This window comes from Streptomyces sp. NPDC037273 (genome assembly GCF_055603625.1).
The window spans coordinates 119,194-146,031 of the sequence record NZ_JBVJVO010000005.1 but is presented as its reverse complement, the minus strand read 5'-3'; the positions used below and the strand labels follow the sequence as shown (position 1 = coordinate 146,031).

Genomic DNA, 26,838 nt, shown 5'->3' with positions numbered 1-26,838 from the left:
TGCCCGCGGGCCGTACGCGCGCCACGGGCACGCGGGCAGGCCGGACTGCCCCCGAGCGGGTACTTTCGGGCAGCCGGGGACTGCCCCCGCGCCCCTAGCCTGCGCTCATGACCATGTGGACCTCTCTGGACCCGGCCGACGTGACAGTCGAGCCAGGGGCCCGGACCTCCGCCCGGCTGCGCGTACGCAACACCGGGGACACCGTCGAGGAGTACCGGCTCTCGCTCGTCGGGAAACCCTCGGGCTGGGCGCGGGTGGAGCCGGACGTCCTGCGCTTGTACCCGGGGAGCGAGGGGACCGCCGAGATCTCGTTCGCACCGCCGCGCACCTCGGACGTGGAAGCGGGACCGATCGCCTACGGGGTGCGCGTCGACCCGCGCGAGAACCCCGCGGCACGCGATGTGCTGGAGGGCAGGCTGACCGTCACGCCCTTCACCGAGACGCGCGCCGAAGTACTGCCGCCCGCCCTCTTCGGCCGCTTCCGCGGACGCGCGCGGATCGCCGTGGACAACCTGGGCAACACGCCGCTGACCGCCTCCCTCGTCGTCCGCGACGAGGCGAACCGGCTCACCTTCGACGTGCGGCCGAACGCCGTGCAGATCGCCCCGGGCCGCGCCGCCTTCGGCGAACTCGTGGTGCGGCCGCAGGCCGTGCGGTGGACCGGGAGCGAGGAGTCGCACCGGTTCACCGTCGCCGTGCGGCGCGCCGGCGACGACACCGCCCTCGACCTCGACGCCACCTTCGACCAGCGCCCGGTCTTCGGGAACTGGCTCGTCGTGGTCGGCGGCCTGCTCCTCACCGCCGTCATCGCCTTCCTCGTGCTGTGGTTCAACTTCTCGCCGAAGATCGTCAGCGCCGCGAAGGAAGCCCAGACCAACGGCGCACCCAGACCGGCGCCGCAGGGCGACGGCGACGCACTGCCCACCGCACCGCCACCGCCCGGCGGCGGACCCACCCCGGGCGGCCCCACGCCCGGCGGCCCCCCGCCCGCGGACGGCGGCCCGCCGCCGGCCGGCGACGGCGGCCAGGGCGGCAGCGGCGGCGGCTCGACGGGCGGCGGGGGTGGCGGCGGCCAGGACCCCGGTACGCCGACCGAGCCCGGCACCGACCCCGCGCCCCCGGCGCCCCCCGCCGAACCGCAGCCGGTGCCGCCGTGGCGCCAGGGCTACCCGAGGGACCTCGTCGTCGAGTACGCCCAGGAGCGCCTCGCTGCTCTCGACAACGCCTGCGACCTCAAGCCCGGCTGGACGCGCGGGGTCATCGACACCGCGACCCGTAACTCGCTCGTCTGCTACCAGTGGGCCGTCTACAACGACGGAGTCCAGAACGGCAGGAACTCCGCCGCCATCTTCGAGACGGACGAGGAGGGCACCCTCGGCCGGGCCACCCTCACCTCGCTCTGGGTCCAGGGCGTCAGGGCCGACCAGGTGAAGTACGGCTCCACCAACTGGCAGACCACCCAGGTGATGGCGGCCTTCTGGTGGGCGATGAGCCGCGAGTTCGACGACCACGACCTGGAGGTGGCCCGCACGAACGCCCAGTACGGCATCGACTACTTCCGCACCAAGTCGGCGAAGACCAGCAAGTACACCGACCAGGTCGCCGGCCACATCAAGGACTACCAGTCCGCCGTCGGACTGCCCGCCACCGGCACCGTCGACGCCGCCACGCTCAAGAAGATGGTCGGCGGCAGCGTGAAGTGACCTGACGCCGACCCGTCCCCACGACAGAGGGGGCCACCCGCCACGGGTGGCCCCCTCGCCGCATCCAGCGCCTACGGAGCCCAGGGCGTCGCCGCGTCCGGCACGAGCCGCCCCGCCTTCCGGTACTCGCGCCGCGCCCCCGCCCGTACGTCCTCGCCGGTCACGGCCGAACCGCGCGCGGCGGCCAGGTAGCCGGCCGTCACCGCCGCCGAGCGGATCGCACCGCCCGCGAGCTCGAACTCCTTCGCGCAGCGCGTGATCTCCTCCGCCACGTCCTCCGCCTTCGGCGTACCGGCCAGGCAGGAGTTCCACAGTGAGACCCGCTGCTCGGGGTCCGGGAACGGGAACTCGACGACGAGGTCGAGACGACGGGTGAACGCCTCGTCGATGTTCGCCCGGAGATTGGTCGTGAGCACCGCGATCCCGGCGAACGCCTCAAGACGCTGGAGCAGGTACGCGCTCTCCAGGTTGGCGTACCGGTCGTGCGAGCTCTTCACCTCCGAGCGCTTCCCGAACACCGCGTCCGCCTCGTCGAAGAGCAGCACACAGTCCGTGCGGTCCACCTCGGCGAAGATCCGCTCCAGGTTCTTCTCGGTCTCCCCGACGTACTTGTCGACGACCGACGACAGGTCCACCACATAGAGGTCCAGGCCCAGTTCACCCGCCACGACCTCCGCGCCGAGCGTCTTTCCCGTACCCGACTCCCCGGCGAACAGCGCGACGACACCGCGTCCCCGACCGCCGCCGGTCCGCAGCCGCCACTCGCCGAGCACCCGGTCCCGATGACGTGCCCGAGCGGTCAGCTCGTGCAGCATCCCCAACGGCTCTTCGGGCAGGACGAGATCGGCGAACCCGACGGCCGGCCGGATCCGCCGCGCGTGGCTGTCGAGCAGCGGCGCCGACACCAGCCGCGCACTCCGCTGCACCTGCGCGCGCGTCAGCCCCGTCCCCTCGAACGCGGCGAGCGCCCGTGCCGAACGGGCCGCCCGCCGCACCTGGTCGGCATTCAGCCGGTACGGGGCGGTCGCCTCGTCCAGATCGAAGTCCCGTTCCATGCCGTCGAGTTCGCCCTGCCAAAGACCGGCCGCGCCCAACGCCTCGTCCGGCATCTCCAGCGCCAGCATCTCGGCCTCCGGCGCCCACCGGGGATCCGGCGCGTCGGTACCCGCCAGGACGACCGTCGCGCCCCGCGAGGCCAGGGCCCGCACCAGCGGCCCCGGCTCCGGCGGCAGCGGCTCCACGACGACCGCCGCCCCACGCAGCCGGGCCTCCCGCACCAGCGCCCGCCCCGCCGCCGCGTCCGCCGACTCCGGCCGGTACCGCAGCACGGGCCGCCCGGCGCCCCGCAGCGCCGTCACCACGACATCGGCGGCGGCGCCGGGAACACGCTCACGCACATGGACGGTGACGGGCCCCGCCACGGCGACACGCGCGCCGATCGACGACGCTCCCACGCCCGGAGAGCCGGGCGCGTCGGCCGGGCCCGGCTCGGGCTCCAGCAGCTCCACCCCGGCTCCGAGGAGTCCGGCGTCCAGGCGGCCGTCGTCCCCGAGGAGATGGGCCACCACCCGCTCCGGCACGCGCAACGCCCTTCCCGGCAACGGACGTTCCTCGTCCTCCACCTCAAGGAGGCCGCCGGAGCGCAGCGGCGCCGCCGGATGGAAACGGTCACGGGCCGAGGAGTCGAAGGGGCCGGTGCCCGCGAGGTCGAGAGCCAGCGCCACGGTGGCGCGACGTCTGCCGACGTCGTCGTTGAGGTAGCCGTACAGCGCCTCGAACCCCCGGTCCACATCGGGGGCGAGGGCCGCCACGAGAATGCGGACGTCGAGCGGGGCGAGGCCGAACGCCCCGGCCAGCTCGGCGAGCCGGTCCCATCCGGGATCGGCGGACAGCGGCGTGTCGGCGCCGCCGGCCGTCACGGCCGCGTCGGCGGTGGTGCCCGCCGCGGGCTCCGCCGCGATCCGGCGGGCCGTCTCCGCCGTGACGTACAGGCCGCGCAGCGGATCGCCCGCCGTCGGATCGCCCGCGCTGCGGGCGTCCACGAGCGCGGCGACCCGCGCGCGCAGCGCGCCGAGCGCCTCCAGGGCTCCGTCCCGGCTCACACCGCACCTGCTTCCTCGGGTATCCCGGTCGTCCCCGGCCCCGAGCCGATCGGCCGCCGCACGATCCGCGGTCTGGCGTCTCCGGGGACCCCGTCGGCCCCGCGCACCACGATCTCGGCCTCGGTGACCGGTGGCGCCACCGCGTACGACGGCGTGACCGGGAACGGGGTCGTGATCACGACGTCGAGGGACGGCTTGAGTTCGCCGCCGAGCGCCGACCAGATGTCCGCGAGCGAACGCGACTCCGCCGGCGGGACGGCCACGGTGATCGGCAGGGCCGCGCTGATCCGGCGCACCGACTCAGGCACGGCGCCGTCGGGCAGCACTTCGTGCGGCAGCAGGAGCGCCAGCGCGCCGGAGAGCAGGCGGTGTTCGTCCTCGGGGCGCGAGGTCCAGGCCGTCACGAGGTAGGAGAGCCGGAACCAGCGGGGCGGCTGGCGTTTGCGGGTGACGATCCCGTGGGCGTCGCGTTCGGCGGTGGCGCCGCGCTCCCGCCGGGCCACGTCCTCGCGGATGTCGTACAGATAGGCGTTGAGGGTCGGCGCGTTGCGGCGGGCCGCCCAGTCGCGCGTCGGCGCGTCGAAGGCGATGTCGCCGGTGACGGCGGGCGCGAGCAGGCCGCGCAGGGCCTCGTCGATCTCGTGGATCATCAGATGTAGCCTTCGCGGAGCGCGTACGCGACGGCATGCGCCCGGTTGGTGAGCTGGAGTCGGGTCATCAGCGCGTGCAGGATGTTCTTCACCGTGCGCTCGGAGTAGGCGAGCTTCTCGCTGATCTGCCGGGTGTCGAGTCCCTCGGCGAGCAGCCGCAGCACGTCCACCTCGCGCGGCGCCATGCCGAACAGCGGCGCCGTTCCGCCCGCGGCCGTTCCCCCGGCCGTGGCACGCTGGAGCCGTCCCACCTGGTTGAGGAGACGGCTGACCAGGTCCGGCGGGAGTTCGCCCTCGCCGCGTGCCGCGCTGTGCACGGCGCTCAACAGCCGCTGCTCGGTGGCCTGGTGGCGCCAGATGATGGCACGTACCCCGTACTCGACCACCGACAGGAGGTCGGGCTCGCGCAGTTCGCGTGCGACGAGCACCACGCGCTGGTCCCGGCCGCGCAGCAGCCGCCGCAGCTCGGCCGTGGTCGGCTCGTCGATGCGGTCCGCGAGCATGACGGCGACGGACGGCGTGTCGTCCGAGCCGTCGCGCTGCTCGGGCACGAAGTCGATCGTCGGCTGGTGCCGCAAGTGGCTGATGAGGCCGGCCCGGCTGAGCGGGTCGGAGGCGTGGACGGACACCGTCACCCGTGTCGTGAGCACTGCGTCTACCCGCTCTTTCGTGCTCGTTCCGAGCGGCCGGGCGCGGCCGTGTGTCCGTGGGCCGCCGGCGTGACAGCCGCGCCGGTCCTTCTCGCTCGATGGCCGGAACGCATGAGGAAGGCCCCCCTGGGTCTGCTGGTGGGTGGCCGGAGGCGCCGGCCACGGTGGTCCCTCCCAGCTTCCCGGGCCGCGCTGACGTCCCGCTGGCGTCGCACTAACGCTTCACTGCCGCGATTCGAGGACCCGCCATCCGCCCGCGCGCAACGTGGCCCGCGTCACTCGCGCAACGCCGTGGCCAGAACCTTCGCCGCGACCGACGGGTGGAACAGTACGGCGGGGGAGGCGGTCATGTTGACCACCCGCACGAATCGTGACCATACCGCCGGATCCTTCACGGCGACCCGGAACAGCCGCGTGTTGTACCAGTGGGCGAACCGGGCGCCCGCGGCACGCTGCCGCGGGTCCCACATCAGATCCGAGTTGGTCGACAGCGTCCAGGGGGCGAGGAGCATGCGCCCGACGCGCCGCTGGAAGTCGCGGGCCACGCCGTCCGGGGTACGGTCCGCCGCCCGCTGCCGGGCGAGCATGCCGTGCAGCAGCTCGGCCTCCATGGCGGCGACGGTCAGACCCTGCCCGTAGACGGGGTTGAAGACGCACACGGCGTCGCCGACCGCGATCAGCCGGTCCGGCCACCCCTTCACGCTGTGGTACGGCCGCCACTGGTTGTCGGCGTTGGTGTACCGGTGGGTGCCCTCCTGGGACGTGCGCCGCGCCAACTGCTCCGCCAGGTGCGGATTGCCGAGCGACCGGGCGAACTCCAGATAGCCGGCGTCGTCCGTCGGAGGCTGCTCCTGGAACCCGAACAGCGAACAGGTCCACCGGCCGCCCTCCACCGCCAACAGGACGCCGGCCCGGGACACACGGGGCGCGAACAGCATCTGATAGGCGATGAAGAAGGCCGGATGCCCCTCATCGGGCCGGTCGAAGTTCATCGAGGTGTACGTGACCTTCGCCTTCACCGTCCGCTTCGCCGGTACGGAGACCCCCAGCTCGCCCAGCCACCGTTCCAGCGAGCTCGACCGGCCCGACGCGTCGACCACCAGGTCGGCGGACAACTCCACCGCACCGAACGGCTGCGCCTCCCCGTCCTGCTGACGGTACGTCACTCCGTTCACGCGTCCGCTCCCGTCCCGCAGCAGCCCGGCGCAGGACGTGGACGGCATCAGGGTGACCTGCGGCAGGGCGAGCACCCGCCGGCGGATCCGGCGCTCCAGCTCGTCGCGGGTGAACGACTGGATACGGACCCCGGTCCGCGTCCGGGGAGCGTGGCCCCCCGGCAGCAGGAAGTCGATCCCCTCGCCGTAGTCGAAGACCGGCGCGCCCGCCTTCCGCAGCTCCTCCCGGAGCCCCGGGAACAGCTTCTCCAGGATCTGCCCGCCCCGCGCGAGCATCGCGTGCGCGTGGTAGCCCTGCGGTGATCCCGGATGGCTGCCGGTGTCCCCGTCGACGTGGTCCCGTTCCATCACGACGACCTCGTCGAAGAAGTCGGCCAGGACCCGCGCGGTCACCAGACCCGCGTAACTGCCGCCGATGACCACGGCCCTGCCCCAGGGAAGACGCTTCATCGTTCGCCTCTCGCTCACATGCCGCAGCCGGCGGCCCCGTCCGGCCCGCCCCGCCCCAGCATGGGCGCGGCGGCACGGCGCCCTCAACGGCCCACGCGCCCGACCGGCCCGCGCACGGGATCACTACCGGCGCACGTGCCCCGCGCACGCCGCCAGGACCGCCCGCCGCACGGCTCCCCGGACTCACGGCTCACACGTCACCCCGCGGCCGCCAGCGCCGCCCGCACCTCGTCCGCCAGGGCGACCGGGTCGCCCGTCGGCTCCGACGGGTACCTCCCGTGGCCCCGCGCCCAGGCGTCGTCGAGAGCGAACCAGTCGACCGCCTCCGGCTCCGTGCCCGTCACCAGCGCGTGGTCGAGACCCGCGAAGTACGCCTCCCAGCGCGGCGCGTAGACGTCCCTGAGCAGCCCGTCCCACTCGCGGTTGGCGTAGTCGTGCAGGCCGGCCGTCTCGCTCGGCACCCGGTCGCCCCAGGTGGTGAGGATCGAGCGGGCGTCGTACTCGAGACGGTCGCGCTCGGCCGGGTCCGTCCCCCAGGACCGCGCGGCGGCCAGCCACCGCCCGAGCAGGAACCGCCGGTCGGCGCCGACGAGCCGTGCCAGCAGTTCCTCGTCGTCGCCCCATTCGCGTACCAGCGCCCGGAAGGCCGCGAGGTCCCGGGCCTCGTACGCGGTCCTGATACGGGGGAGCAGGACGCGGGCGCGGTTGGTGAGCGCCTGCCGTGCCACGTCCACGAGGTCGAAGCGGTACGCGTCCGTGGCCCGCAGCTCGGGCGCCACCCGCAGGAGCTCCGCGAGCGCGCGCTCCACGGTGTCGGCGTCGTAGCGCATGCCCGGCGGGCTCCAGCGCGCGGCCCTCGCCGTCGTCAGGCTCGGCCAGGCGGCGAAGAGGCTGTCCTGCGGCTCGCTCCACGTGCCCGGGCGGCCGCTGTACGGGCCGCGCCGGAGCTGTTCCCAGGCGGCGGCCGCGTGCGGGTCGGCGCCGCCGTAGCGACGGGCGGCGTACGAGGCGAACCAGGCCCGGTGGTCGACCGGCCCCGGCTGCCAGGCGAGTTCGGCGAACAGGTCGAAGGCGGCCGGGTTGCCGCCGGTGCCCTCCGGCAGGTAGGCGATCCCGCGCAGCGCGCTGTCGGGCTTCGCCAGCCACGCGTGGAAACGGTCCGCCCACACCCCGGTGTTGGCGCCCAGGGTCGTATGGCCGCCGAAGTTGGGGATCGACCCGAAGGCGTACGGTGTGCCGCCCCACTGCGCCTCGCGGTCGAGGCCGTCGTACCGGTCGGACAGACCGTCGACGATGAGCACCCGGCGCCGGTCCACGCCGCTCAGGAGTTCTGTGCCCGGGTTGCGCTGCCAGCCGAGCATCACCCATGTCGCGTCGGGATGCGCCACCTCGAGCGCCCGCTGGACGGCCCCGGCGGCCCGCGCCACATCGACCGGACCCGACCTGCCGCCCTCGTGCAGCAGGTCCATCTTGAACATGTCGCTCTCGCCGAACCGTCGCCGCTGGACCCGGTAGTAGGCGGCGGCCAGCCGGTCGAACACCGGCCCCGTCGGATCCAGCCAGTCCGGCCGGTCGAACCCCACCCACCTGCCCTGCGGCACCGTCACCGCGCCCGGGTTCCGGGCGGCGAAACCCGGGGGGACCGTACCGAAGAACCCCGGCAGCACGGGCGTCATGCCCAAGGAGCGCAGGTGCGAGGCGATCCGGCTGCCCAGCGTCGCACGGGCCTCGATCAGCTGCTCGGACACCGGACCCGCGAAGCCGGACAGGTTCTGCAGCAGCCACCAGCCCTGATGGGCGGGGCCGGGGATCCACCCACGCAACTCCGCCGCGCCGTAGCCGAACTCCTGGAACGTCTGGTAGGAGACGTACTCGGCGCCGGTGGGGACGAACACCTCGTTCACGCCGTGCAGGGCCATCACGTCGATGTCGTGCCGATAGGCGTCGAAGTCCCGGTAGGCGCCGGAGTACCCCTCGTCGGTGTCGTTGAGCGCGTAGCGGTGCGGCACGGAGGCGGACCGGGTGAGCGTGCCGTCCACGGCAGGCAGCGTGGTGGGCAGCCGCTCGACGCTGTCGCCCGGCCAACCGATGTCGACCCCGGCGACCCGCTCCAGGTACCAGCCCACGCCGGCGAGCAGCGTGGCGGGCGAGGTCCCCCGCACCCGGATCGCGCCTGCCTCGCCGGACACCGAGAACGAAGCACCGGAATCCGGCTCCTCGACCGGCACGAGCGTGAACTGCGCGGCCCTGGAGGGCAGCAGGCGCTGCAAGGCCATCCGCGCGGGCGCCGGATCGAACGCGGGCGCGGCGGCGGAGGCGAGGTCGCCCCGCGGGGACAGCGCGCCGGGCGCCGCCGCCGTCACGGCGGTCAGCGCCGCGACGGCGAGGGCGTGACGGCATCGAAGGGCCGGACGAGTGGCCATAGGGCTCCCTGCTCGAAGGGGAAGGGCGTCGTGCGCCCCACTCTCCGACGCCCCTCGCTCCCGGCCACGCAAGCGCAGCCGGGAACCGGCCGACCTCATCCTCGCGGGTGCACCCCGCCCTTCGCCCGAGCGGCCCGCGTCAGAACCAGTGCAGACAGTGCGGGGTGCCCTCGCCGCGGAACAGGGCGTCGGCGAGCACGCCCGCGCCCGCGTGGTGGGCGCGGATGTGCCCCGCCCGCACGAGCGTGCTCGGCGCCGTGCCGCCGAGGTACAGCGACCCCAGGTCCCGTACGTCCAACGAGAGGTCGGGCTCCCGGTCCGTCGGGACGCACTCGGCCTTGCCGTCGCGGACCGTCAGCAGATGGCGGCCGTGCTCTCCGAGGAACGGGTCCGCCACGTCGAGGACCAGCTCGCCGTCCGTGAACCAGCCGCGCGCGGTCAGCGCGCGCGGGACGTCGAGGATCCGCACCCACAGCCAGTCCGTGACGCCCCCGACCTCGCCGGCCCGGAAGTCCGCGAGCCGCCAGCGCAACGGGTGATCCGGCGGCACGTGCTTGAACACGACCCGGGAGACCAGATCGTGGCCGAGGAGGAACCGGGCCAGCTCGGTGAACACGGCGTCGTCGGCGGCGATGACCTCGTCGACCTTCAACGTGTCCGGGTCGTCGATCGTGTAGCTCGCGTACCCGTCCGGCGTTCCGTCGGCGTCCCGGTGCAGGGCGATGTAGCGCGCCGCGGGAGCGATCGGCGGCTGCCCCGCGCGCTGCGCCCACCAGCGGTGCGGCCGGGACAACGCCCCCGGCCGCGCCCGGCGGTAGCGGTCGTAGACCGCCTCCAGGACCTCGCCGCACTCGGCACTCCGCAGTACCTCCACCGAGCCCGCCGCCGACACCTCCGCCGCCCCCGCGCGGGGAGCGCCGAACGCGGCCTTGTGCCGCTCCACCGTCAGCCGCGCCGTGTACGTCGCCGGGCCGTACCCGAACCTGCCGTAGATCGGCGCCTCGGAGGCGAGCAGCACGGAGAGGAACTCCCCACGCTCCCGCAGCTCGGCGAGCTGATGCCGCATCATCGCGCTGAGCACGCCCCGCCGCCGGTGCGAGGGCAGCACGCCGACGGCACTGATCCCGGCCGCCGGGGCGAGCGCCCCGCCGGGCAGCGTCAGCTCGAAGGGGTACGCCCCCGCCGTGCCGACCGGCCGCCCCTCGTCCGTCACGGCGAGCAGACACCGTTCCGGTTCCAGCGCCGACCACCAGAGCCCCCCACCGTCGACGGGCGTCTCCGGGAACCGGCCGAACGCGGCATGGAGGGTGTCGACGAAGACCCCGAAGTCCTCGTCCGTCGTCGTACGCGTCTCCATCGCTGCCGCCGTCTCCTCGGGTCACGGCCACCACGTCCCGCGGCGGTCCGGCCACAGTCCACCGCCGGCCCGTCACCAGGGCAACCGAATTACGCCGCACTACGAGCGGACACCGGCAAGCAGGGAGTGACCCAGCGGCGTGAGACTGTGCAGCACCGCCGTCCCGGTCCGCACCGTGTCGACCAGACCCGCACCGCGCAACACGCCCGCGTGCTGGCTCGCCGCCGCCAGCGAGACGGACGCGCGCTCGGCGAGGCCCGTGGTCGTGGCGGGGGAACGCAGCAGCGCGAGCACCTGCGCCCGGGTGCGCCCGAGCAGCGCCGCGAGCGCCTCGGGCCGGTCACCGCCCCCGTCCGGCCCCTCCGCCCCGTACCCGTCGTTCATGGGGTACACCAGCACGGTCGCCTCCTCCGGGCGGTACATCACCATCGGCCCGGTCGCGAACCAGGAGGGGACGAGCAGCAGCCCGCGCCCGCACAGCGGAATGTCGTACGTCGAGGCCGACGGCAGGTGCAATGTCGGCGCCTCCCACCGCCACGTCGTCCCCAGCGTCGTCAGGAGGGCGTCGACACCGCCGCGAAGCAGCATCTCGGCCCGCAGCGCCCGGTCGGCCAGGGCGTCGCCGCGGATCCGGGGCCAGAGCGGCTCCACCGACGCGTGGAAGTAGCGGCGCGTGTCCTCGACCAGGGAACGGGACGCGTCCGCCGAACCCTGGACCAGCTCGTGGGCCCACCGGCCGGGCCGGGCGAGCCCGCCGTAGCGTCCGGCGGACGCCGGTATCCCGAGGTCGGCCGCGAGCCGCTCCGCCGGCGTCGAGGCCGCCGACTCCAGCGCCTCGGCGAAGTCGTGCGCCGACGGCTGGAGCAGGAAGTCCGGTACGAACCCGTCGTCGGTCACCAACTCGGCGAGCACCCCCGCGCCGACACCGCCGCTCAGGGAACGGTGCCACTCCCGGGCGGCGGGGCGCGTCCGCTGGAAGCGCGCGTCGCCGACACCGCGGCCCGCGGTCCCGCGCCCGAGGCGCAGCGTCAGCCGCAGGCTCAGGACGGTCTCCGAGAGCGCGTTGGCCGCCGGCGCGAGGGTGATCTGCCGCAGATCGGCGGCCGTGAAGTGAAGGCGGATCATGCTGACCGATTATCGGGCCGGCCGACCCTTTCACCCAGGGATGAAAGGCGATGCGTTCCGCGAGACGACCCAGCAGGCTCCCGTTGTCCGCCCCACCGAGTGCTCACCGAGCACCCGCCCGACACCTGCCGGAGGTCGCCCCGATGCGCCGCACAGCCGCCCGAACCGCCTGTCTCACCGCCGCGGTCCTCCTCACCTCCCTCGCCGCCTCGCCGGGCCCCGCGACCGCCCGGGAGCTGCCCGACACCTACGTCGTCTCCCGCGCACCCGGCGTCCTCCCCGAGGGCATCGCCATCACCAGGGACGGCACCATGTACGTGTCCTCGGACGGCACCGGGGCGCTCTACCGGGGCCGCGTCGGCCGCCCCGACCTGAAGCCGTTCGCCGCACAGGGCCTGGAGAACCGCACCAGCTCCCTCGGCGTCCACACCGACCGGCGCGGCAGGATCCTCTCGGTCGGCGGCGCCACGCTGACCCTCCACGACCGCCACGGCCGGCTCCTCGCCACCCGCACCGCCGCCGCAGGACCACTCGGCGCACCCCACCTCAACGACCTGGCAGTGACGGACGACGCCGTGTACGTCACGGACTGGGCCAACCCCGTCGTGCACCGCGCCGAGATCCGCCCCGACGGCACCCTCGGCCCGCTCGAACCCTGGCTCGACGTCCGCGGCGCGTTCCCGCAGTTCCCGGCGAAGTACTGGCTGTTGAACGGCATCGTGGCCGACGCGACCGGCTCCACCCTCCTCGTCGCGTCCAACGGCACCGAGGCCGTCTGGCGCATCGACACGGCCGACCAGGAGATCAGCCGACTCGACCTGGGCGACCAGTCCTTCGGCGCCGACGGCATGGTCCTGCACGGCCGCACCCTCTACGCCGTCCTCAACTACGGCGCCCCGCACGGCGTCTACATCGCCCGCCTCGACGAGGACCTGCGCACGGGCACCGTCACCCACCGCCTCACCGACGAAGCCTTCACCCTCCCCACCACCCTCGCCCGGCACGGCTGCCGCCTCTACGTGGTCAACAGCCAGCTGAACGAGCCGCCGGGCCGGCCCCCGTACACGGTCAGCGCGATCGCCGACCCGACCTGCGGGACCGACTGAGCCGCCGAGCGTGACCGACCCGACCGCGGGTCCCCTGGCCCACGGGGGTGGACAGGGGACCCGCGGCGGCCTCAGCGCAGGTCCGCCGGCGTGGCGGCGTCACCCGAGGGCGTGACGCCGCCCGCCGTGTCGTCGAGGAAGCCGCCCGACTGGTGCTGCCACAGCTTCGCGTACGAACCCCTCGCGTCGAGCAGCTCCTGATGCGTGCCCTGCTCGACGATCCGCCCGCGCTCCAGGACGACGAGCCGGTCCATCGTGGCCACCGTGCTCAGCCGGTGCGCCACGACCAGCGCCGTACGCCCCTCCATCAGGCGCCACAGGGCGTCCTGGACGAGGATCTCGCTCTCCGAGTCGAGCGCGCTGGTCGCCTCGTCGAGCAGGAGGATCGGCGCGTCGCGCAGGATCGCCCGGGCGAGAGCCACCCGCTGACGCTGCCCGCCGGACAGCTTCACCCCGCGCTCGCCCACCATGGTGCCGAAACCCTCGGGGAGGGAGTCGGCGAACTCCGTGACGTGCGCGGCCTCGGCCGCCCTGCGGACCTCGGCGTCGGTCGCGTCCGGCCGGGCGAACGCGATGTTGTCCCGCAGCGTGCGGTGGAACATCACCGGGTCCTGCGGCACGTACGCGATCAGACCGCGCAGGTCCACCTGGCGCAGTCGGCTGATGTCGTGCCCGCCGACCAGGATCCGGCCGCCGTCGATGTCCGACATCCGCAGCAGCAGCCGGGTGAGCGTGGTCTTGCCGCCGCCGGACCGGCCGACCAGGCCTATCTTCGTCCCGCTCGGCACATCGAGGTCGAGCCCCTCGAACAGCGGCTTCGCCCCGCCGTGCGCGAAGTTCACCCCGTCGAACCGCACGTGCGACGGCCGCCCCACGAGCGGCTCCGGCTCCTCCGCGTCCCGCACCGTCGGCGGTTCGAGCAGTAGCTCGGTGAACTGGGCCGCCTCCGTCATCGAGCTCTCCAGACGACGGTAGATCTGGTTGAACTCGAACATGATCCGCGTCGCGCTCGCGTAGTACGTGAAGGCCACGATGACCGCCTCCACCCCGTGCTCCGCCCCGCCGAGACTCAGCGCGAGCACCAGGCCGAGCACATTGGTCAGCACCGACATCGGCGCGACCAGCGTGTCGATCCGCAGGTTCCCGTAGTCCCACGAACGCAGCGTGAGCCGCCGCGACTCCGCGACCCGCGACCGGTGCTCGGCCGCCTCCCGCTCCTCCGCGGCGAACGCGCGCACCGTGTCCATGTTCATCAGACTGTCCGCGACATGCCCCGACACGCGCGCGATGGCCTGCTCGCGCTCCGCCACGAGCACCTGGCGGCGACGGATCAGCGGAGCCGCGCACACGCCCGTGAACACGATCATCGCGAGCAGCCCGATCACCAGCAGCGGGTCGTACTGCCACAGCACCACCGACGCGAACAGCAACGGCAGGAAACTGCCCATCACCGAGAACGTCAGCGTGTCGACGAACTCCTCGAAACGCGAGGCGAAACTCAGCACCCGCTTCGTCAGCGACCCCGCGAAATTGTCATGGAAGAACGCCGCGTCCTTCGCGAACAGCTCGTCCATGCCGATCACGTACAGGTGCTCGATGCCCCGCGCGTCCAGCCTGTTCAGACAGTGCAGACCGACCCGCCACAACGTCTCGGCGAACAGCAGCACGCCCGCGAACCAGAGCACGTACGGCACCATGGACCCCAGATCCAAGGAGCCGCCGCCGTCCCCGGCGATCTTCCCGACCAGCTTCGCCACGATCAGCGGCGCGATGTAGTTGATTCCGATGTTTCCCAGCGCGGGCAGCGCCATCGCCGGCAGCGTCAGCCACCGAAGACGCGCCAATTCCCGGCCGTAGTAACGCAACGCCAGAACGACCGAACCTTTGCTCGGTAATCCTTCGTGCGATTGTGGTGATCCCATACCCAACCCTGTGTTGTCTTACCGAAAGGTGAGCAAACGGGATTCTCCCGCGCCGACCACCACCAGGTCCAAGTGTTTTCGGCCCGGCGGAAATGGAGGTGCGCGACGGCCGTGCGCCCGTCAAACTCGCGGGCATGACAAGGAAGATCACCCGCATCAACCCCGAGCAGCTGCACGAGACGCCCGGCTATCACCACATCACCGTGGTGGAGACCACGCGTACGGCCTACCTGGCCGGGCAGTGCCCGCTCGATCGGAGCGGTTCCCTCGTCGGCCCCGGATCGCTCGGGGCACAGGTCGACCAGGTCGTCGCGAACGCGCTCGCCGCCCTGGCCGCGGTGGACGCCGAGCCGCAGCACGTGGTGCGCTCGGTGATCTACGTGCGGAGCGACGACAGAGACGACCTCGGCGCCGTCTGGAGCCGGCTCAACGCGTCGGATCTCGGGCCGGCGTTCACCACCGCGAGCACACTCCTGGGCGTCGCGCAGCTCGGCTTCACGGGGCAGCTCGTCGAGGTGGACCTCACCGTGGCACTGCCCGACTGAACCCGTCCCCCCTCGCCGCGGAAGTTGTCGCTACGGTGACGGGCATGACCGACACGGGATTCTGGACGTCGCCGCCCGACCGGATCGTGCAGGGAAGCGGCACCTGCAACGTCACCCTCCTGCTCCCGCCCTTCGACGTGTCCGCGACCGGACTGCCCCCGCACGACGCCGCCCTCGCGCGCCGTTTCGCGGAGGCCTTCCCGACCGTCGACGCGGTCCTGGAGGAGCTGCCGCCGCAACCGGCGGGGGAGACGCCGTACCTGGAGACACGGGCGGACCTGGAACTGATCAGGGTCGGCTGCTGGGGGAACGTGATCGCCGTCTCCGACCCGGCCTTCGTCGACAACGGCAACGACGAGCCGCTGCTCGCCGTCACGGAAGAGCTGCACCGGCGGTACCCGCGGGCCAGGATCGTCGGCCGGGCGGAGGTGGACTGCGGGGAGGCCCACACGGAGGACTTGATCCGGCTCCCCGGCGGCCTGGTCTTCCACGCCTCCGGCTGGCCCACGATGGACCCGTGGAAACTCACCGGCGACCCGCACGCCGTCATCGAGGCGCTCGGCATCGACGCCGGCGTCCTTGAGGACCTGGACCTCGACCTGGACGAGGAACCCGAGGACATCGAGTGGAAAGCGCTCGTGGGCCTCGGCCTGGGCGAAGCGGACCCGTGGCCGTGGCGGCACCTGGAGACCTCGGTCTTCCGGGTGCGGCACACGGAGGCGTACACGCTCACGATGGAAGAGCTCTGGTTCATCGACAACTGAATCTTCAACCCACAAAAGATTCACGGAAGTTCACGGCTTCACCCGAGCAACTCCCCGGGTTGACGCGAAACCGCGCGCAACGATGGTGCCTCGCGCGGCGCCTACGTCACGGGGGCCTCAGGCGCCGCCCCGCAATCCCCTCAGCGCCCCCACGACGACGAGGGAAGTCAAGCACCTTGAAGCGATCCATAGGAACGCCGCGCGGCCGCTGGTCGATCGGCCGGTTACTCGCGGCATGCGGCCTCGCCGGGGCGATGACCCTGACCGGTCTGCCCGGCGCCGGCCTCGACTCGGCGAGCGCGGTACCCACCACCGTCAAGATCAGCGGGCAGCGCTGCGACAAGAAGCACCTCAACCGTCAGTACCCGACGACGCCGCGCAACTCCGGTTTCCCCGACGACCCGACCGGCAACTTCGCCGTCTGGCCGGGAGACCCGAAGAACTACAACTACGACATGCCGGGCCAGGCGTACGACGGGCTCGACGAGCCCACGGACGAGGAGAAGACGCGGGCCCGCTCCCAGGACCCGGACCCGAAGAAGAACTACGACAAGTGGTCCAAGATCGCCGCCACTTCGGGCAAGCCCGCCGACAAGGCGATGGAGATCTACGCCCGCTACCTCGCCAGCAAGGAGGGCCTCACCTTCAAGCACTGGTTCGAGAAGCGGTACATCCGCAACGAGACGAACAACCACAAGGGCTCCGCGTTCGAGAAGCGGCTCGTCAAGGACTTCCAGCTCATCGGGCCCGACTGGCTCTGCGAGGTCAAGGTCGAGGTCTTCGACGAGAACGGCAAGAAGATCGCCGAACGGCGCTACGACGCCTACGACCAGAAGAAGAAGGAGTTCAACGAGTTCAAGTCGAACTCCAAGCTCCGCAACGACCAGCTGAAGGTCGACCGCATGATCGCGGAGGTCAAGAAGGACCACACCTTCCGCTTCAACGGCGGCAAGTCCTTCACCAAGGGCGAGCGCGCCAAGATCGACACGTTCAACCGGGAACTCGAACAGTCCCGGGGCAAGCCGAACCAGGTCCGCGGATTCCAGCGCCAGTACAACGCGATCCCGCGGACCACGCCCATCCGCGACTACTCGCGCTACGACAAGTGGTTCGCCCCCGGCTGCGCGGGCGCTTCCTCGCAGGCGCAGGCGGCCCAGGCGAGCACCTGCGGCACCCGCGGCCCCGCCAACGACCGCATCAAGGGCTCCGGCCGCACCCTCGACGAAGCCCGCCGCATCCAGGCCGACGCCCGCCGCCTCGACACCCGCGGCACCCTCCCCAGGGGAGGCCCCGGCGGCATCGACTTCACCACCCTCGAACTGCGCTACGTCGGCGGCATCGAGAAGGGCAAGGGCATGGCCTACTCCATGAAGGCCGACCTGATGCCCGACCCCGACGAGACCCCGGGCTACGGCGGCGAGGCCAAGATGACGATGGCCTCCGACGCGCTGTTCACCTGGCTGGCCCTGACACCCGACCGCATGTGGGTCAACCTCAACCCGGACCAGCCCGACACCATCATGGACAAGGAGTTCGCGAAGACCGACGCCGGCCGCATCCTCCTCCAGGCCGACCTGGCCATGAAGCGCGACTACGGTCGGCTCATGGACCCCAAGACCGAGGTCGGCGACCGCTTCTGGGACTCCCTCCCGCGCCGCAACGGCTTCCCGTGCCTCCACTCCGGCCGGTACTGGATCGAACCCGAACCCGCGAAGGTCCGCGAGCAGGACGGCGGGCTCTACATCCTCGACGCCCCGCTCAACGTCAAGTCCGTCCCGCAGGAGTACGGCACCCCCGGACCCGGCAAGGGCTGCGACCTCACCCAGGCCGAGATCAAGCAGGCCCAGGCCAGCATTGACACCATGCTGACCCCGCTGGTGAAGAAGATGGTCAACGAGGCTCCCTCGTACGCCGATCTGCGCCGCGTCTACACCTCCCGCGTCGCCGCCGAGTGGATCCGTGCCCAGGACGCCCGCAAGGCCTCCGACTTCCGGCCGATCATCAACAGCAACAACGTCAGCCGCTGGCCGCTGCGCGCCCCCAACGCCGACTGGGACAAGAAGACCGTCTTCGACGAGATGGTCAAGTCCTTCAAGGAGGGCGACTTCAAGTACGAGCTCAAGTACGGCGGCCAGGTCGCCGTCTACATGATCGGCGGCGTCGACTTCACCAAGGCCCCCAAGCAGAACATCTCCCGCGCCCGCTTCAACGTCGAGAACCGCACCCTCGACACCACGACCCGCACGTCCCTCCAGTCGGACGACACCTCCTACCGCGACACCGACATCGCCTACGCGGGCGGCGACGCCTCCGGCGGTATCCCGGGCGGCGGCGATGACGACGACCCGACCCCCAGCCCGACCCCGTCCACCACTCCGACGGACGATCCGCGACCGACCGACACCCCCACCACTCCGGGGCCGGCCCCGTCCACCCCGGGCACCGGCCCCACCACCCCGCCCGCCCACACCCCCGACGGCGGCCTCGCCGACACCGGCTCCGACACCCCCGTCGGCCTGATCGCCGCCATCGCCGCCACCCTCGCGGCCGCCGGCGCCGCCCTCACCTGGTGGACCCGCCGCCGCCGGAACTCCCGCAGCACCTGACCCGACCGGAAGCCCCAGGGCCCCGCCCCCTCCCGGCGCACTCCAGGGGGCGGGGCCTTCGCCTGTCCGGTCCATGCCCCCACGCAAGATCATCTACAGGGCAGAATCGCGACGGGTCCACCACAGGAACCCGACCGGACCGGATTTGAGAAGAGACAGGGAGTCACCCGATGCGTGTAGTGCTGTCGACCTACGGATCGCGCGGCAGCGTCGAGCCGATAGCGGCTCTCGCGGCGCGCCTGCGGGAACTCGGCGCGGAGGTACGCGTGTGCGCCCCGCCCGACGAGGAGTTCGCGGCGCGACTCGCCGAACTCGCCGTGCCCATGGTGCCGACGGGCCGGCCGGTGCGCCCCCTCGTGACGACGGTGACGCCCGGTTCGGCGGCCGGCCTGGCGGAGCGCGCCGCCGAACTGATGGGCGCGCAGTTCGAGACGGTCGCCGCCGTCGCCGAGGGCGCCGACGCGCTGGTGGCCACGGGTCCGCTGCCCGCCGTCACCGGTGCGCGCTCGGTGGCCGAGAAACTGGGCATCCGCTACGTACACGCCGGGCATCAGCCCGTCAGCCTGCCGTCGCCGCACCGGCGGCCACCCGCGCGCCGGGGCCAACCGCTGCCGGCGGACGCCAACGACAACCAGGCGCTGTGGGACCTGGACGCGCGGATCGCGAACACCATGTTCGGCGAGATGCTCAACAGCCGACGGGAGGCGTTCGGGCTGCCGCCGGTGGCCGCCGTCCGCGACTACGCCTTCACCGACCGGCCCTGGCTGGCCACGGACCCGGTGCTCAGCCCCTGGGAACCGACCGGCCTCGGTGTCGTGCAGACCGGAGCGTGGCACGTCGTCGACGCACGCCCGCTCCCCGCCGATCTGGTCGACTTCCTCGACGCCGGCGCGCCGCCGGTCTACGTCGGCTTCGGCAGCATGCCCATGGGTGTGCTCGGGGACATCGCGCGCCCCGCCATCGGGGCCGTCCGTGCCCGGGGTCTCCGCGCGGTCGTCTTCCGGGGCTGGGCGGACCTGGTCCCGGACGAGGATCAGGGCGACTGCTTCGTCGTCGGCGAGGTCAATCACCAGGCCCTCTTCCGTCGATGCGCGGCTGTCGTCCACCACGGCAGCGCGGCCACCACGACGACCGCCGCGCAGATCGGAGTCCCCCAGCTGGTGCTTCCGCTGGGCGCCGACCAGCCGTACTGGGCCGAGCGCGTCGCCCGCCTCGGGCTGGGCGCCGCCTACGAAGACCCTGCCCCGAGCGTCGATGCCCTGGCGGCAGCGCTGGGCGCCACCCTGGCCCCCGACATCCGCTCACGGGCCGCGGAGGTGGCCGGCACCCTGCGGACCGACGGCACGACCGTGGCGGCGAAGCTGCTGCTCGACGGGGCGGGCTGAGAGCGGCTGGGGGGGCTCAGCCGAGGACGTCCTTCAGGACTCGTGCCGTGGCGCGGGGGAAGGCGGTGTTGCCGTTGTGGCCGCCGGGGAACTCGACCGGGCGGGTGGCGAGCCGGTCGGCGAGGGCCAGGGCGCAGCGGTAGGTGTGGACCTGGGTGGGGGTGGTGCGGCCGGTGGCGGGGACGATGCGGGTGCCGGCCTGGGCGGCGGCGCGGAGGGCTTCCTCCGGGTGGAGCGTGTCCGAGGTGACGGCGGTGAACTCGGTGCCGATGAAGTGGCCGAAGTTGGCCTGGCGGCGGGGTGTCATCGGCTGCGGGGTCAGGTCGTCCTCGGTGTCCTCGTGGGCCGGGTCGATGCCGAGGTGGCGGGCGATGGCGGGGAAGGCCGCGGGCAGGCCGCCGGAGGCGTAGGCGTCCTGGATGGCGGTCAGTTCGGCGATGTGGTCGTCGCGGTCGGCTTCGGGCAGGAGCCGCGGCATGACCGGCTCGTGGGCGATCAGGGTGCTCAGGACGCCCGGGTGGCGGGCGACGACCTGGAGGCCGATGGCGGCGCCCATGCTGAAGCCGGCCATCAGCGCGAGCTCGTCGGTGACCTCCGCGAGGAGCCGGGCGACGTCGTCGGCGTGGTCGGCCATGGTCACGGAGGCGGCGGGGGAGTCGAGCGTGCTGCGGGAGAGACCGCGGCGGTCGTAGGTCACGACGGTGAAGCGGTCGGTCAGGTGGGGGACGAGGTCGACCGTGCGGTCCGCGTCGCCTTCGCCGCTCTGGGAGAGGAGGAGGACCGGCCCGCTGCCGGCGACCTGGTAGTGGAGCGTGGCGCCGGGGACGGCGAGCGTGCGGGTGATGACGGCGGCCGTGGTCATGGTGGTTCCCCCTCGTTGCTTGTCGTCGGCGTCTCCGACTGACACCACGACCATAACCCATCGAAATCGATACATCAATACTGATGTATCGATCTAGATGTATCGATCGAGATGTACTCTGAGGGGCATGAACGGAGTCGAGCTGTTCCTCCTTGGACGCACCCTCATGAAGATCGGCGAGCAGGCCATGCCCCAGGCCGCGTCCGGTTCCCCGGGATCCGTCCGCTCGGTCCTGGTGGTCCTCGGCGACCTCGTCTCCCACCCCGGCACGACCGTCGGCGAGATCGCCGCCCGGACCGGCCTGCCGCAGAGCCAGGTCTCCACCGCCGTCGCCCGCCTCCAGGAGGCCGGCTCGGTCGACACCCGCCCCGACCCCGCCGACCGGCGCCGCCGCCTCATCCACCCCACAGCGGCCCCCTCCGCCCGCGTCGCCGAGGTCCGCACCACCTCCATCGAAGACGCGCTCGCCGCGGCCCTCGCCGACCCCGACGGCACCGCCCCCGACCCCGACGTCCTCGGCCGCGTCACCGTGGCCCTCGACCTCCTCGCCCGGCACCTCACGCCCGCGGTCGCCACCCGCTCCGGCTCGTCCGCCCCCGAGGAATCCGGCCCGTCCGCGACGGGCTGACGCTGCCGAAGGGGCGGGCCGTCGTAAGAAGATCGGATTGATGGGTGTAGAGACGCGTGTGATGGGGGAGGACGCGTGTGGGCACCCGTGGACGGGCGCTCCGGGGATCCGGGAACGGGCCCCGCTGAATTGAATTGACCAGAGGAACAAGCATGGCCAGCGGCACTGTGAAGTGGTTCAACTCCGAGAAGGGGTTCGGTTTCATCGCCCAGGACGGCGGCGGTCCGGACGTCTTCGCCCACTACTCCAACATCTCGGGCAACGGCTACCGCGAGCTGACCGAGGGTGAGACCGTCACCTTCGACATCACGCAGGGCCAGAAGGGCCCGCAGGCGGAGAACATCGTCCGCGGCTGACCTCGGGTCACGCCTCCTTCACCCGACGGCGCCCGCACCTGGTGCGGGCGCCGTCGGCGCGCGCGCAGGGCGGACGTACCCCTTACCCCACCTCCGTCGGCGGCCTCAGACGCAGCACCACCAGAGCCGTGTCGTCCGTGCTGCCCGACGGCGGCAGCAGGCCGGCGAGGAGGGTGTCGGCCAACGCGTCGGGCTCGGCCGTGTGATGCTCCGCGAGCGTGCGGGCGAGTCTCTCCAGGCCGGCGTCGATGTCCTCGCGGCGGCGCTCGACGAGCCCGTCCGTGTAGAGGACGAGGACGGAATCCTCGGCGAACTCCGTTCGGGCCTGCGGCCGGGGCGAGTGCACAGGGTGGGCGGCCAGCGGCGGATCGGTGGACCGGTCCAGCAGTACGACCGTGCCGTCGGGATGGCACAGCGCGGGTGGCGGATGCCCGGCGCTGCTGTAGGCGAGGGTGCGGCTCTCCCAGTCGATGAACACGGACACCGCCGTCGTGGACTCGGCGCCGTAGATGTCCCGTGCGTACAGATCGAGCACGTCCAGCGCCTGCGCCGGACCGCCGGCCACCCGAGACGCGGCCGACAGGGCGCTGCGCAGCTGGCCCATCACACCGGCGGCCCAGAGCCCGTGCCCGACGACGTCACCGACCGCCACGGCCGTACGACCGGGCAGGTCCACCAGGTCGTACCAGTCGCCGCAGACGTTCAGCGCTGCGGTCGCCGGCCGGTAGCGCACCGCCGCCTGGTGACGCCCGAGGAACCGGGGCGTCGGCAGCATCGCCTCCTGGAGATGGAGGGCCACTTCCCGCTCGCGGGCGTGGGCCCGCCGCAGCCGCTCGTTGACCTGCTGCAACTCCCGGGCCCGGGTGAAGAGCTCGGACTCCAGGACGCGCGCGCGATCCCCGCCCTCACGGGCCCGGATGAGCTCGGTGACCTCCTCCACCCGGTGCAACAGCAGCACCACAGACCCGTCGGGCGCCAGGACGGGCGCGTTGACCGGACTCCAGTACCGCTCCTGCCACTCGCCCGGCCGGTCCGAACGCTCCACGTCGTAGCGCTGGAGGGCCATGCTGTCCCGCTCGCCGGTGGCCGCCACCCGCCCCAGCGACGCCCGCAGATTGCGTACCCCGGTCGCCGACGGATCGCGCGGATTGTCCGGGAACACGTCGAAGAGATAGCGCCCGACGACCTGCTCCCGTGTCCGCCCCGATAGCGACAGAAAGGCCTCGTTCGCGTCGGCGAACACCAGCTCCGTGGTCAGCAGCGCCACCGCGCCCGGCATTGCCTGGAAGACCGCCTGATAGTCGATCCCGGGTACGTTCACCGTCCACCTGTCCCCGTGCCGCCACACCCGCGCTGGGGCTCTCTCCACGATAGGCGCGCATGCCCGCCCCGGCCCCGTGGCATTGCGCCGATCGGCCCTGCGCCGGCCGCTCGCGTTCCCGCGTCCCGCGACCGGCAGCGCCGCCGGACGGCTTCAGTCGCCCGGCCGATCCCCGCGCAGATACGTGTGGAGCCGGGCGGCCTGGCGGGTCAGGTGGTCGCGTTCGGCGAGGTTCGGGGCGGCGTGGGCGGCTTCGGTGTAGAGGCGGGCGGCGGCGGGGAGGTCGCCGGCGCGTTCGTGGAGGTGGGCGGCGACGGCGGTGTGGCGGGGGAGGGAGGCGTCGAGAGAGGCGAGGGCGGCCAGGCCTGCGTGGGGGCCGTCGGACTCGCCGACGGCGACGGCGCGGTTGAGGAGGACGACGGGGCTGTCGGTGAGGCGGGCGAGCTCGTCGTACCACTCGACGATCTGGATCCAGTCGGTCTCCTCGGCGGTGGGCGCGTCGGCGTGGAGGGCTGCGATGGCGGCCTGGGCCTGGTACTCGCCGAGCCGGTCGCGGGCCAGGGCCGCCTGGAGGATCTCGACGCCCTCGGCGATCGCGCCCGTGTCCCACCGGCCGCGGTCCTGCTCGGCGAGCGGCACCAGGCTGCCGTCGGGCGCCGTCCGGGCGGCGCGGCGGGCCTGGTGGAGGAGCATGAGGGCGAGCAGCCCCGCCACCTCGGGGTGGTCGATCACGGCTGCCAGCTGACGGGTGAGCCGGATGGCCTCGGCGGCGAGGTCGACATCGCCGGAGTAGCCCTCGTTGAAGACCAGGTAGAGGACACGCAGCACGGTGGACACGTCGCCGGGCCGGTCGAGCCGTACTCCCGACACCGTGCGCTTGGCCCTGCTGATCCGCTGGGCCATGGTCGCCTCGGGCACCAGGTAAGCCCGGGCGATCTGGCGGGTGGTGAGCCCGCCGACGGCCCGCAGGGTGAGCGCGACGGCGGACGACGGGGTCAGCGACGGGTGGGCGCACAGGAAGTACAGCCGAAGGGTGTCGTCCACGCCCGGCGCGGGCCCGGGCGCCGGCTCTTCTTCCACCCGGTCCTCCCGGCGGCGGCGGGCTGTGTCCGCCCTGGTCGCGTCCAGGAACTTGCGCCAGGCGACGGTGACCAGCCACCCCTTCGGGTCCTGCGGCGGATCGTCCGGCCAGACCCGCAGGGCCTCGATCAGCGCGTCCTGCACCGCGTCCTCGGCCGCCGCGAAATCGGCTCCGCGGCGGACGAGGATCGCGAGCACACCCGGGGTGAGGCTCCTGACCAGGGCCTCGTCCATGGGGGAGGTCACTCCGTGACGGTGGGCGGCTCGGTCAGGAAGGGGCGGAGCTCCAGCCACTCGTGGATGGGCTTCCCGCCCGCCCCGGGGGCGGCCGACAGCTCCCCGGCCAGTTCGACGGCCCGCTCGTAGCTGTCGACGTCGATCACCATCCACCCCGCGATGAGGTCCTTCGTCTCGGCGAACGGCCCGTCGGTCACCGGCGGCCGCCCCTCCCCGTCGTACCGGACGAACGTCCCCTCGGGCGAGAGCGCCTGCCCGTCGACGTACTCCCCGGTCCCCTCAAGCCGCGCCGCGAAGTCCCGCATGTACTGCACATGCGCCGAGACCTCCCCCGGCGTCCACTGCTCCATCGGCACGTCGTTGACCGCCGCCGGGGCGCCCCGGTAGTGCTTGAGCAGCAAGTACTTGGCCATGGTCTTCTCCTCGGTACTCGTGCGACCCATTCTGGTCGCTCTCACCCCGGGGACGGAGCGGGGCACGGCTTCTCGACATCACGACCGGCACTTCTTTTCGCGGATTCCGGACCGGCCGAGCAGCGGCTCCCTGAAGGCTGGCGACCAGCCGCTCAGCCTCTGGCGGACGGGGGCCATCCGCTCAGCCCGCGGCGGACGGGGGGCGGCGTCTCAGCCTCTGGCGGACGGGGGGCAGCTGCCCTGTCCCCGGCGGACGGAGGTCAGCCGCCCTGCCCCCTGCGCTGGTGGGTCGCGAGGTAGACGGCGCCGCCGATCAGGCCGGCCAGGACCACCCACATGAGGATGACGAGGGACACGTCGGGGTTCGCCTTGTCGTACTCCTCCTTGCTTGCCGCGATCGAGGCGGGCAGCCACACGGAGGCGAGGAGCCCGAGGATCCAGATGGCCGCGATCGACACCGGCCGCCAGGGGTGGGGAGCGTTCGGGTCGCGGGGCCTTGCCTGCGGGAGGCGGTCCTCCGGGCGGGCCGGGCGGGGAACGTGGCGGTCCGCCGGAACGGCCGCGTCGATGACCGCGAGGTCCTGCGCGGTGACCTTGTAGAGGGTGGGCTCGGCGGCGACGGCCACTCCGTCGCGCCCGAGCAGGTGCCGGCCGCCGTCGCCGTAGACGACGAGCGCGACACAGTCCTCGTACCGGACGGTGGCGCGGCTCCCGGGCTCGGTCAGGCTCACGCCCTCCTCGCCGATGTGCAGGCCGGTCGTGGAGTCCATGCGGTGCGGGAAACGCCGGCCTTCGACGACGCTGTCGGAGCTCGTGGGAGCGGCGTCGAAGCCCGCCCAACCGAGCCCCCGCTCGCCGGGCACCTGGAACAGCGCGCTCTCCCACGCCTCGCGGGCCACCTCCCGGACGTCCTCGGCGGTCACGGCCCGGAGCTGTGCCATCAGTGTCCCGTCATCGACAACCGGACGCCCGACGAGCAGGTCGAAGGCGTGTGAGGGCAGGCGGGTGGCGGCCGGGTCGGGCTGCTCGAACCGTTTCAGCCGGGCCGCTCGGACCGCCTCGAGATCGGCCGGGTCGACCCGGCCGGCGCGGAAGGCGGCGAGCACGTCGAGGAAGCCGCCGACGACCGCGTCCTGCTTCTCGGGGAGCGCGTCCGCGACGGCCGTGATCTCGGCGAAGCCGGTGTCCCGCGGGCTGTAGTCGCTGTGCGCGGTGTACGAGTACCCGCCGTCCTGCCGCAGATCCCGGAACAGGGCCTTCCCGAGGAGGTCGGAGAAGACGGCCGCCGCCGTCGACCGGCGCACGACCGCGTCGAACACCACGACCCCCGGCGCCCCGTGGTAGTACGCCGGGGTCCGCGGCAGCGCCGATCCCGCTTCGGGCAGCGGGTGGACCGGGCCGGAGGGGAGGGTGAGGTCGAGCCCCTCGGGCAGCCGGTCGGCCGTCATCCACAGCACGGCGTTCTCACGGGTGAACCGCGTCCCGGCCCACTCCCGCACGGCATCGGCGCCGAGTCCCGGCAGTCCCAACTCCTGGTAGCTCGCCAGGCCGTAGTCCCCGGCCCCGTACCGCCAGATCGGCAGATCGGAGAGCGCCCCCTCGGAGCGGTGGGCGGCCTCGGTGCGCAGAATCTCCTTCTCGGTCTCCAGACGCCCCACCGGCAGATCGCGCAGTCCCGCGCACACGGCGTTGAGATACGCCACGACCTCGTCGACCTCGCCCGTGACGTGGAAGTGCGTGAACGTGCGGCCGGTGGTGCCGTTGTAGTGGAGGTCGCTCACCCCGAGCCCGTGCAGGGCCAGATGCTCCACGAGATGCGTCACACCCCGCGTGGGCAGCGTCTCGTCGGCGGTCCCGACCCGGAACACGAGTCCCGCGGAGACCGGGCCCGCGCCGTGCGCGAGCAGGGCGCGGACGCCGTCGACCTCGGTCATGCGGACAGCGGGGGCGTCAGCCGTGCGGGCACTTGCCGCTCCGG

21 protein-coding genes are annotated in these 26,838 nt (G+C 72.9%); 8 read left to right on the top strand and 13 right to left on the bottom strand.

The window, feature by feature from the left end; translation table 11 throughout:
- Positions 1-107 precede the first annotated feature (107 nt).
- Positions 108-1,703, top strand: coding sequence for a peptidoglycan-binding protein (locus ACZ7G1_RS15610; RefSeq protein ID WP_470874686.1), 1,596 nt, complete (start codon positions 108-110; stop codon positions 1,701-1,703).
- Positions 1,704-1,774: 71 nt separating this feature from the next.
- Here the strand turns inward: ACZ7G1_RS15610 and ACZ7G1_RS15605 are convergent, their stop codons facing one another.
- The 7 genes from ACZ7G1_RS15605 to ACZ7G1_RS15575 form a co-directional block, all read right to left on the bottom strand.
- Positions 1,775-3,805, bottom strand: coding sequence for an ATP-binding protein (locus tag ACZ7G1_RS15605; RefSeq protein ID WP_470874687.1), 2,031 nt, complete (start codon positions 3,803-3,805; stop codon positions 1,775-1,777).
- The gene (locus ACZ7G1_RS15600; RefSeq protein ID WP_470874688.1) at positions 3,802-4,455 is read right to left on the bottom strand and encodes a Pvc16 family protein; all 654 of its coding nucleotides are present in this window, start codon (positions 4,453-4,455) and stop codon (positions 3,802-3,804) included. The genes ACZ7G1_RS15605 and ACZ7G1_RS15600 overlap by 4 nt, the downstream gene beginning before the upstream one ends.
- Positions 4,455-5,105: a helix-turn-helix transcriptional regulator gene (locus tag ACZ7G1_RS15595; protein WP_470874690.1), complete on the bottom strand. Its 651-nt coding sequence runs from the start codon at positions 5,103-5,105 to the stop codon at positions 4,455-4,457. Before ACZ7G1_RS15595 ends, ACZ7G1_RS15600 begins: the two co-directional genes overlap by 1 nt.
- A gap of 275 nt (positions 5,106-5,380) precedes the next feature.
- Complete coding sequence (locus ACZ7G1_RS15590) at positions 5,381-6,730, bottom strand: FAD-dependent oxidoreductase (RefSeq protein WP_470874692.1); 1,350 nt, start codon at positions 6,728-6,730, stop codon at positions 5,381-5,383.
- 197 nt (positions 6,731-6,927) lie between these two features.
- Complete coding sequence (locus tag ACZ7G1_RS15585; RefSeq protein ID WP_470874693.1) at positions 6,928-9,153, bottom strand: alpha-N-acetylglucosaminidase; 2,226 nt, start codon at positions 9,151-9,153, stop codon at positions 6,928-6,930.
- Positions 9,154-9,292: 139 nt separating this feature from the next.
- On the bottom strand, positions 9,293-10,510 hold the full coding sequence (locus tag ACZ7G1_RS15580) for a GNAT family N-acetyltransferase (protein WP_470874694.1): 1,218 nt from the start codon (positions 10,508-10,510) through the stop codon (positions 9,293-9,295).
- Between the two features lie 99 nt (positions 10,511-10,609).
- Entirely contained in the window at positions 10,610-11,635 is a 1,026-nt protein-coding gene (locus ACZ7G1_RS15575; RefSeq protein WP_470874696.1) for an ArsR/SmtB family transcription factor, read from the bottom strand.
- Positions 11,636-11,778: 143 nt separating this feature from the next.
- Between ACZ7G1_RS15575 and ACZ7G1_RS15570 the strand changes: the two genes are divergently transcribed.
- Positions 11,779-12,741 carry an SMP-30/gluconolactonase/LRE family protein gene (locus ACZ7G1_RS15570; protein WP_470874698.1) on the top strand — a complete coding sequence of 321 codons (963 nt, stop codon included), beginning with the start codon at positions 11,779-11,781 and terminating at the stop codon, positions 12,739-12,741.
- A gap of 71 nt (positions 12,742-12,812) precedes the next feature.
- Here the strand turns inward: ACZ7G1_RS15570 and ACZ7G1_RS15565 are convergent, their stop codons facing one another.
- Positions 12,813-14,663 (bottom strand): ABC transporter ATP-binding protein, encoded by a 1,851-nt coding sequence (locus ACZ7G1_RS15565; protein WP_470874699.1) that lies wholly within the window; start codon positions 14,661-14,663, stop codon positions 12,813-12,815.
- A gap of 134 nt (positions 14,664-14,797) precedes the next feature.
- Here ACZ7G1_RS15565 and ACZ7G1_RS15560 point away from each other — a divergent pair, with 134 nt between their 5' ends.
- From ACZ7G1_RS15560 to ACZ7G1_RS15545, 4 genes are all read left to right on the top strand, one after another.
- Positions 14,798-15,208, top strand: a complete 411-nt coding sequence (locus ACZ7G1_RS15560) for a RidA family protein (protein ID WP_470874700.1) — start codon at positions 14,798-14,800, stop codon at positions 15,206-15,208.
- 44 nt (positions 15,209-15,252) lie between these two features.
- A complete protein-coding gene (locus tag ACZ7G1_RS15555; RefSeq protein WP_470874701.1) occupies positions 15,253-15,972 on the top strand; it encodes a DUF6333 family protein in 720 nt (239 codons plus the stop codon).
- 176 nt (positions 15,973-16,148) lie between these two features.
- On the top strand, positions 16,149-18,578 hold the full coding sequence (locus ACZ7G1_RS15550; RefSeq protein ID WP_470874703.1) for a hypothetical protein: 2,430 nt from the start codon (positions 16,149-16,151) through the stop codon (positions 18,576-18,578).
- Between the two features lie 170 nt (positions 18,579-18,748).
- Positions 18,749-19,963 (top strand): glycosyltransferase, encoded by a 1,215-nt coding sequence (locus ACZ7G1_RS15545; protein ID WP_470874704.1) that lies wholly within the window; start codon positions 18,749-18,751, stop codon positions 19,961-19,963.
- 16 nt (positions 19,964-19,979) lie between these two features.
- Here the strand turns inward: ACZ7G1_RS15545 and ACZ7G1_RS15540 are convergent, their stop codons facing one another.
- A complete protein-coding gene (locus ACZ7G1_RS15540; protein WP_470874705.1) occupies positions 19,980-20,825 on the bottom strand; it encodes an alpha/beta fold hydrolase in 846 nt (281 codons plus the stop codon).
- 127 nt (positions 20,826-20,952) lie between these two features.
- Here ACZ7G1_RS15540 and ACZ7G1_RS15535 point away from each other — a divergent pair, with 127 nt between their 5' ends.
- Together ACZ7G1_RS15535 and ACZ7G1_RS15530 are read left to right on the top strand one after the other, a co-directional pair.
- A complete protein-coding gene (locus ACZ7G1_RS15535) occupies positions 20,953-21,453 on the top strand; it encodes a MarR family transcriptional regulator (RefSeq protein WP_470874706.1) in 501 nt (166 codons plus the stop codon).
- 152 nt (positions 21,454-21,605) lie between these two features.
- The gene (locus ACZ7G1_RS15530; RefSeq protein WP_383813762.1) at positions 21,606-21,809 is read left to right on the top strand and encodes a cold-shock protein; all 204 of its coding nucleotides are present in this window, start codon (positions 21,606-21,608) and stop codon (positions 21,807-21,809) included.
- 82 nt (positions 21,810-21,891) lie between these two features.
- Here ACZ7G1_RS15530 and ACZ7G1_RS15525 read toward each other — a convergent pair whose 3' ends face one another.
- From ACZ7G1_RS15525 to ACZ7G1_RS15510, 4 genes are all read right to left on the bottom strand, one after another.
- A complete protein-coding gene (locus ACZ7G1_RS15525) occupies positions 21,892-23,130 on the bottom strand; it encodes a PP2C family protein-serine/threonine phosphatase (RefSeq protein WP_470874707.1) in 1,239 nt (412 codons plus the stop codon).
- A gap of 153 nt (positions 23,131-23,283) precedes the next feature.
- A complete protein-coding gene (locus ACZ7G1_RS15520) occupies positions 23,284-24,444 on the bottom strand; it encodes an RNA polymerase sigma factor (protein ID WP_470874920.1) in 1,161 nt (386 codons plus the stop codon).
- Positions 24,445-24,452: 8 nt separating this feature from the next.
- A complete protein-coding gene (locus tag ACZ7G1_RS15515; RefSeq protein ID WP_470874709.1) occupies positions 24,453-24,860 on the bottom strand; it encodes a YciI family protein in 408 nt (135 codons plus the stop codon).
- A 260-nt stretch (positions 24,861-25,120) separates the two neighbouring features.
- Entirely contained in the window at positions 25,121-26,794 is a 1,674-nt protein-coding gene (locus tag ACZ7G1_RS15510; RefSeq protein WP_470874711.1) for a M16 family metallopeptidase, read from the bottom strand.
- Between the last annotated feature and the right edge of the window lie 44 nt (positions 26,795-26,838).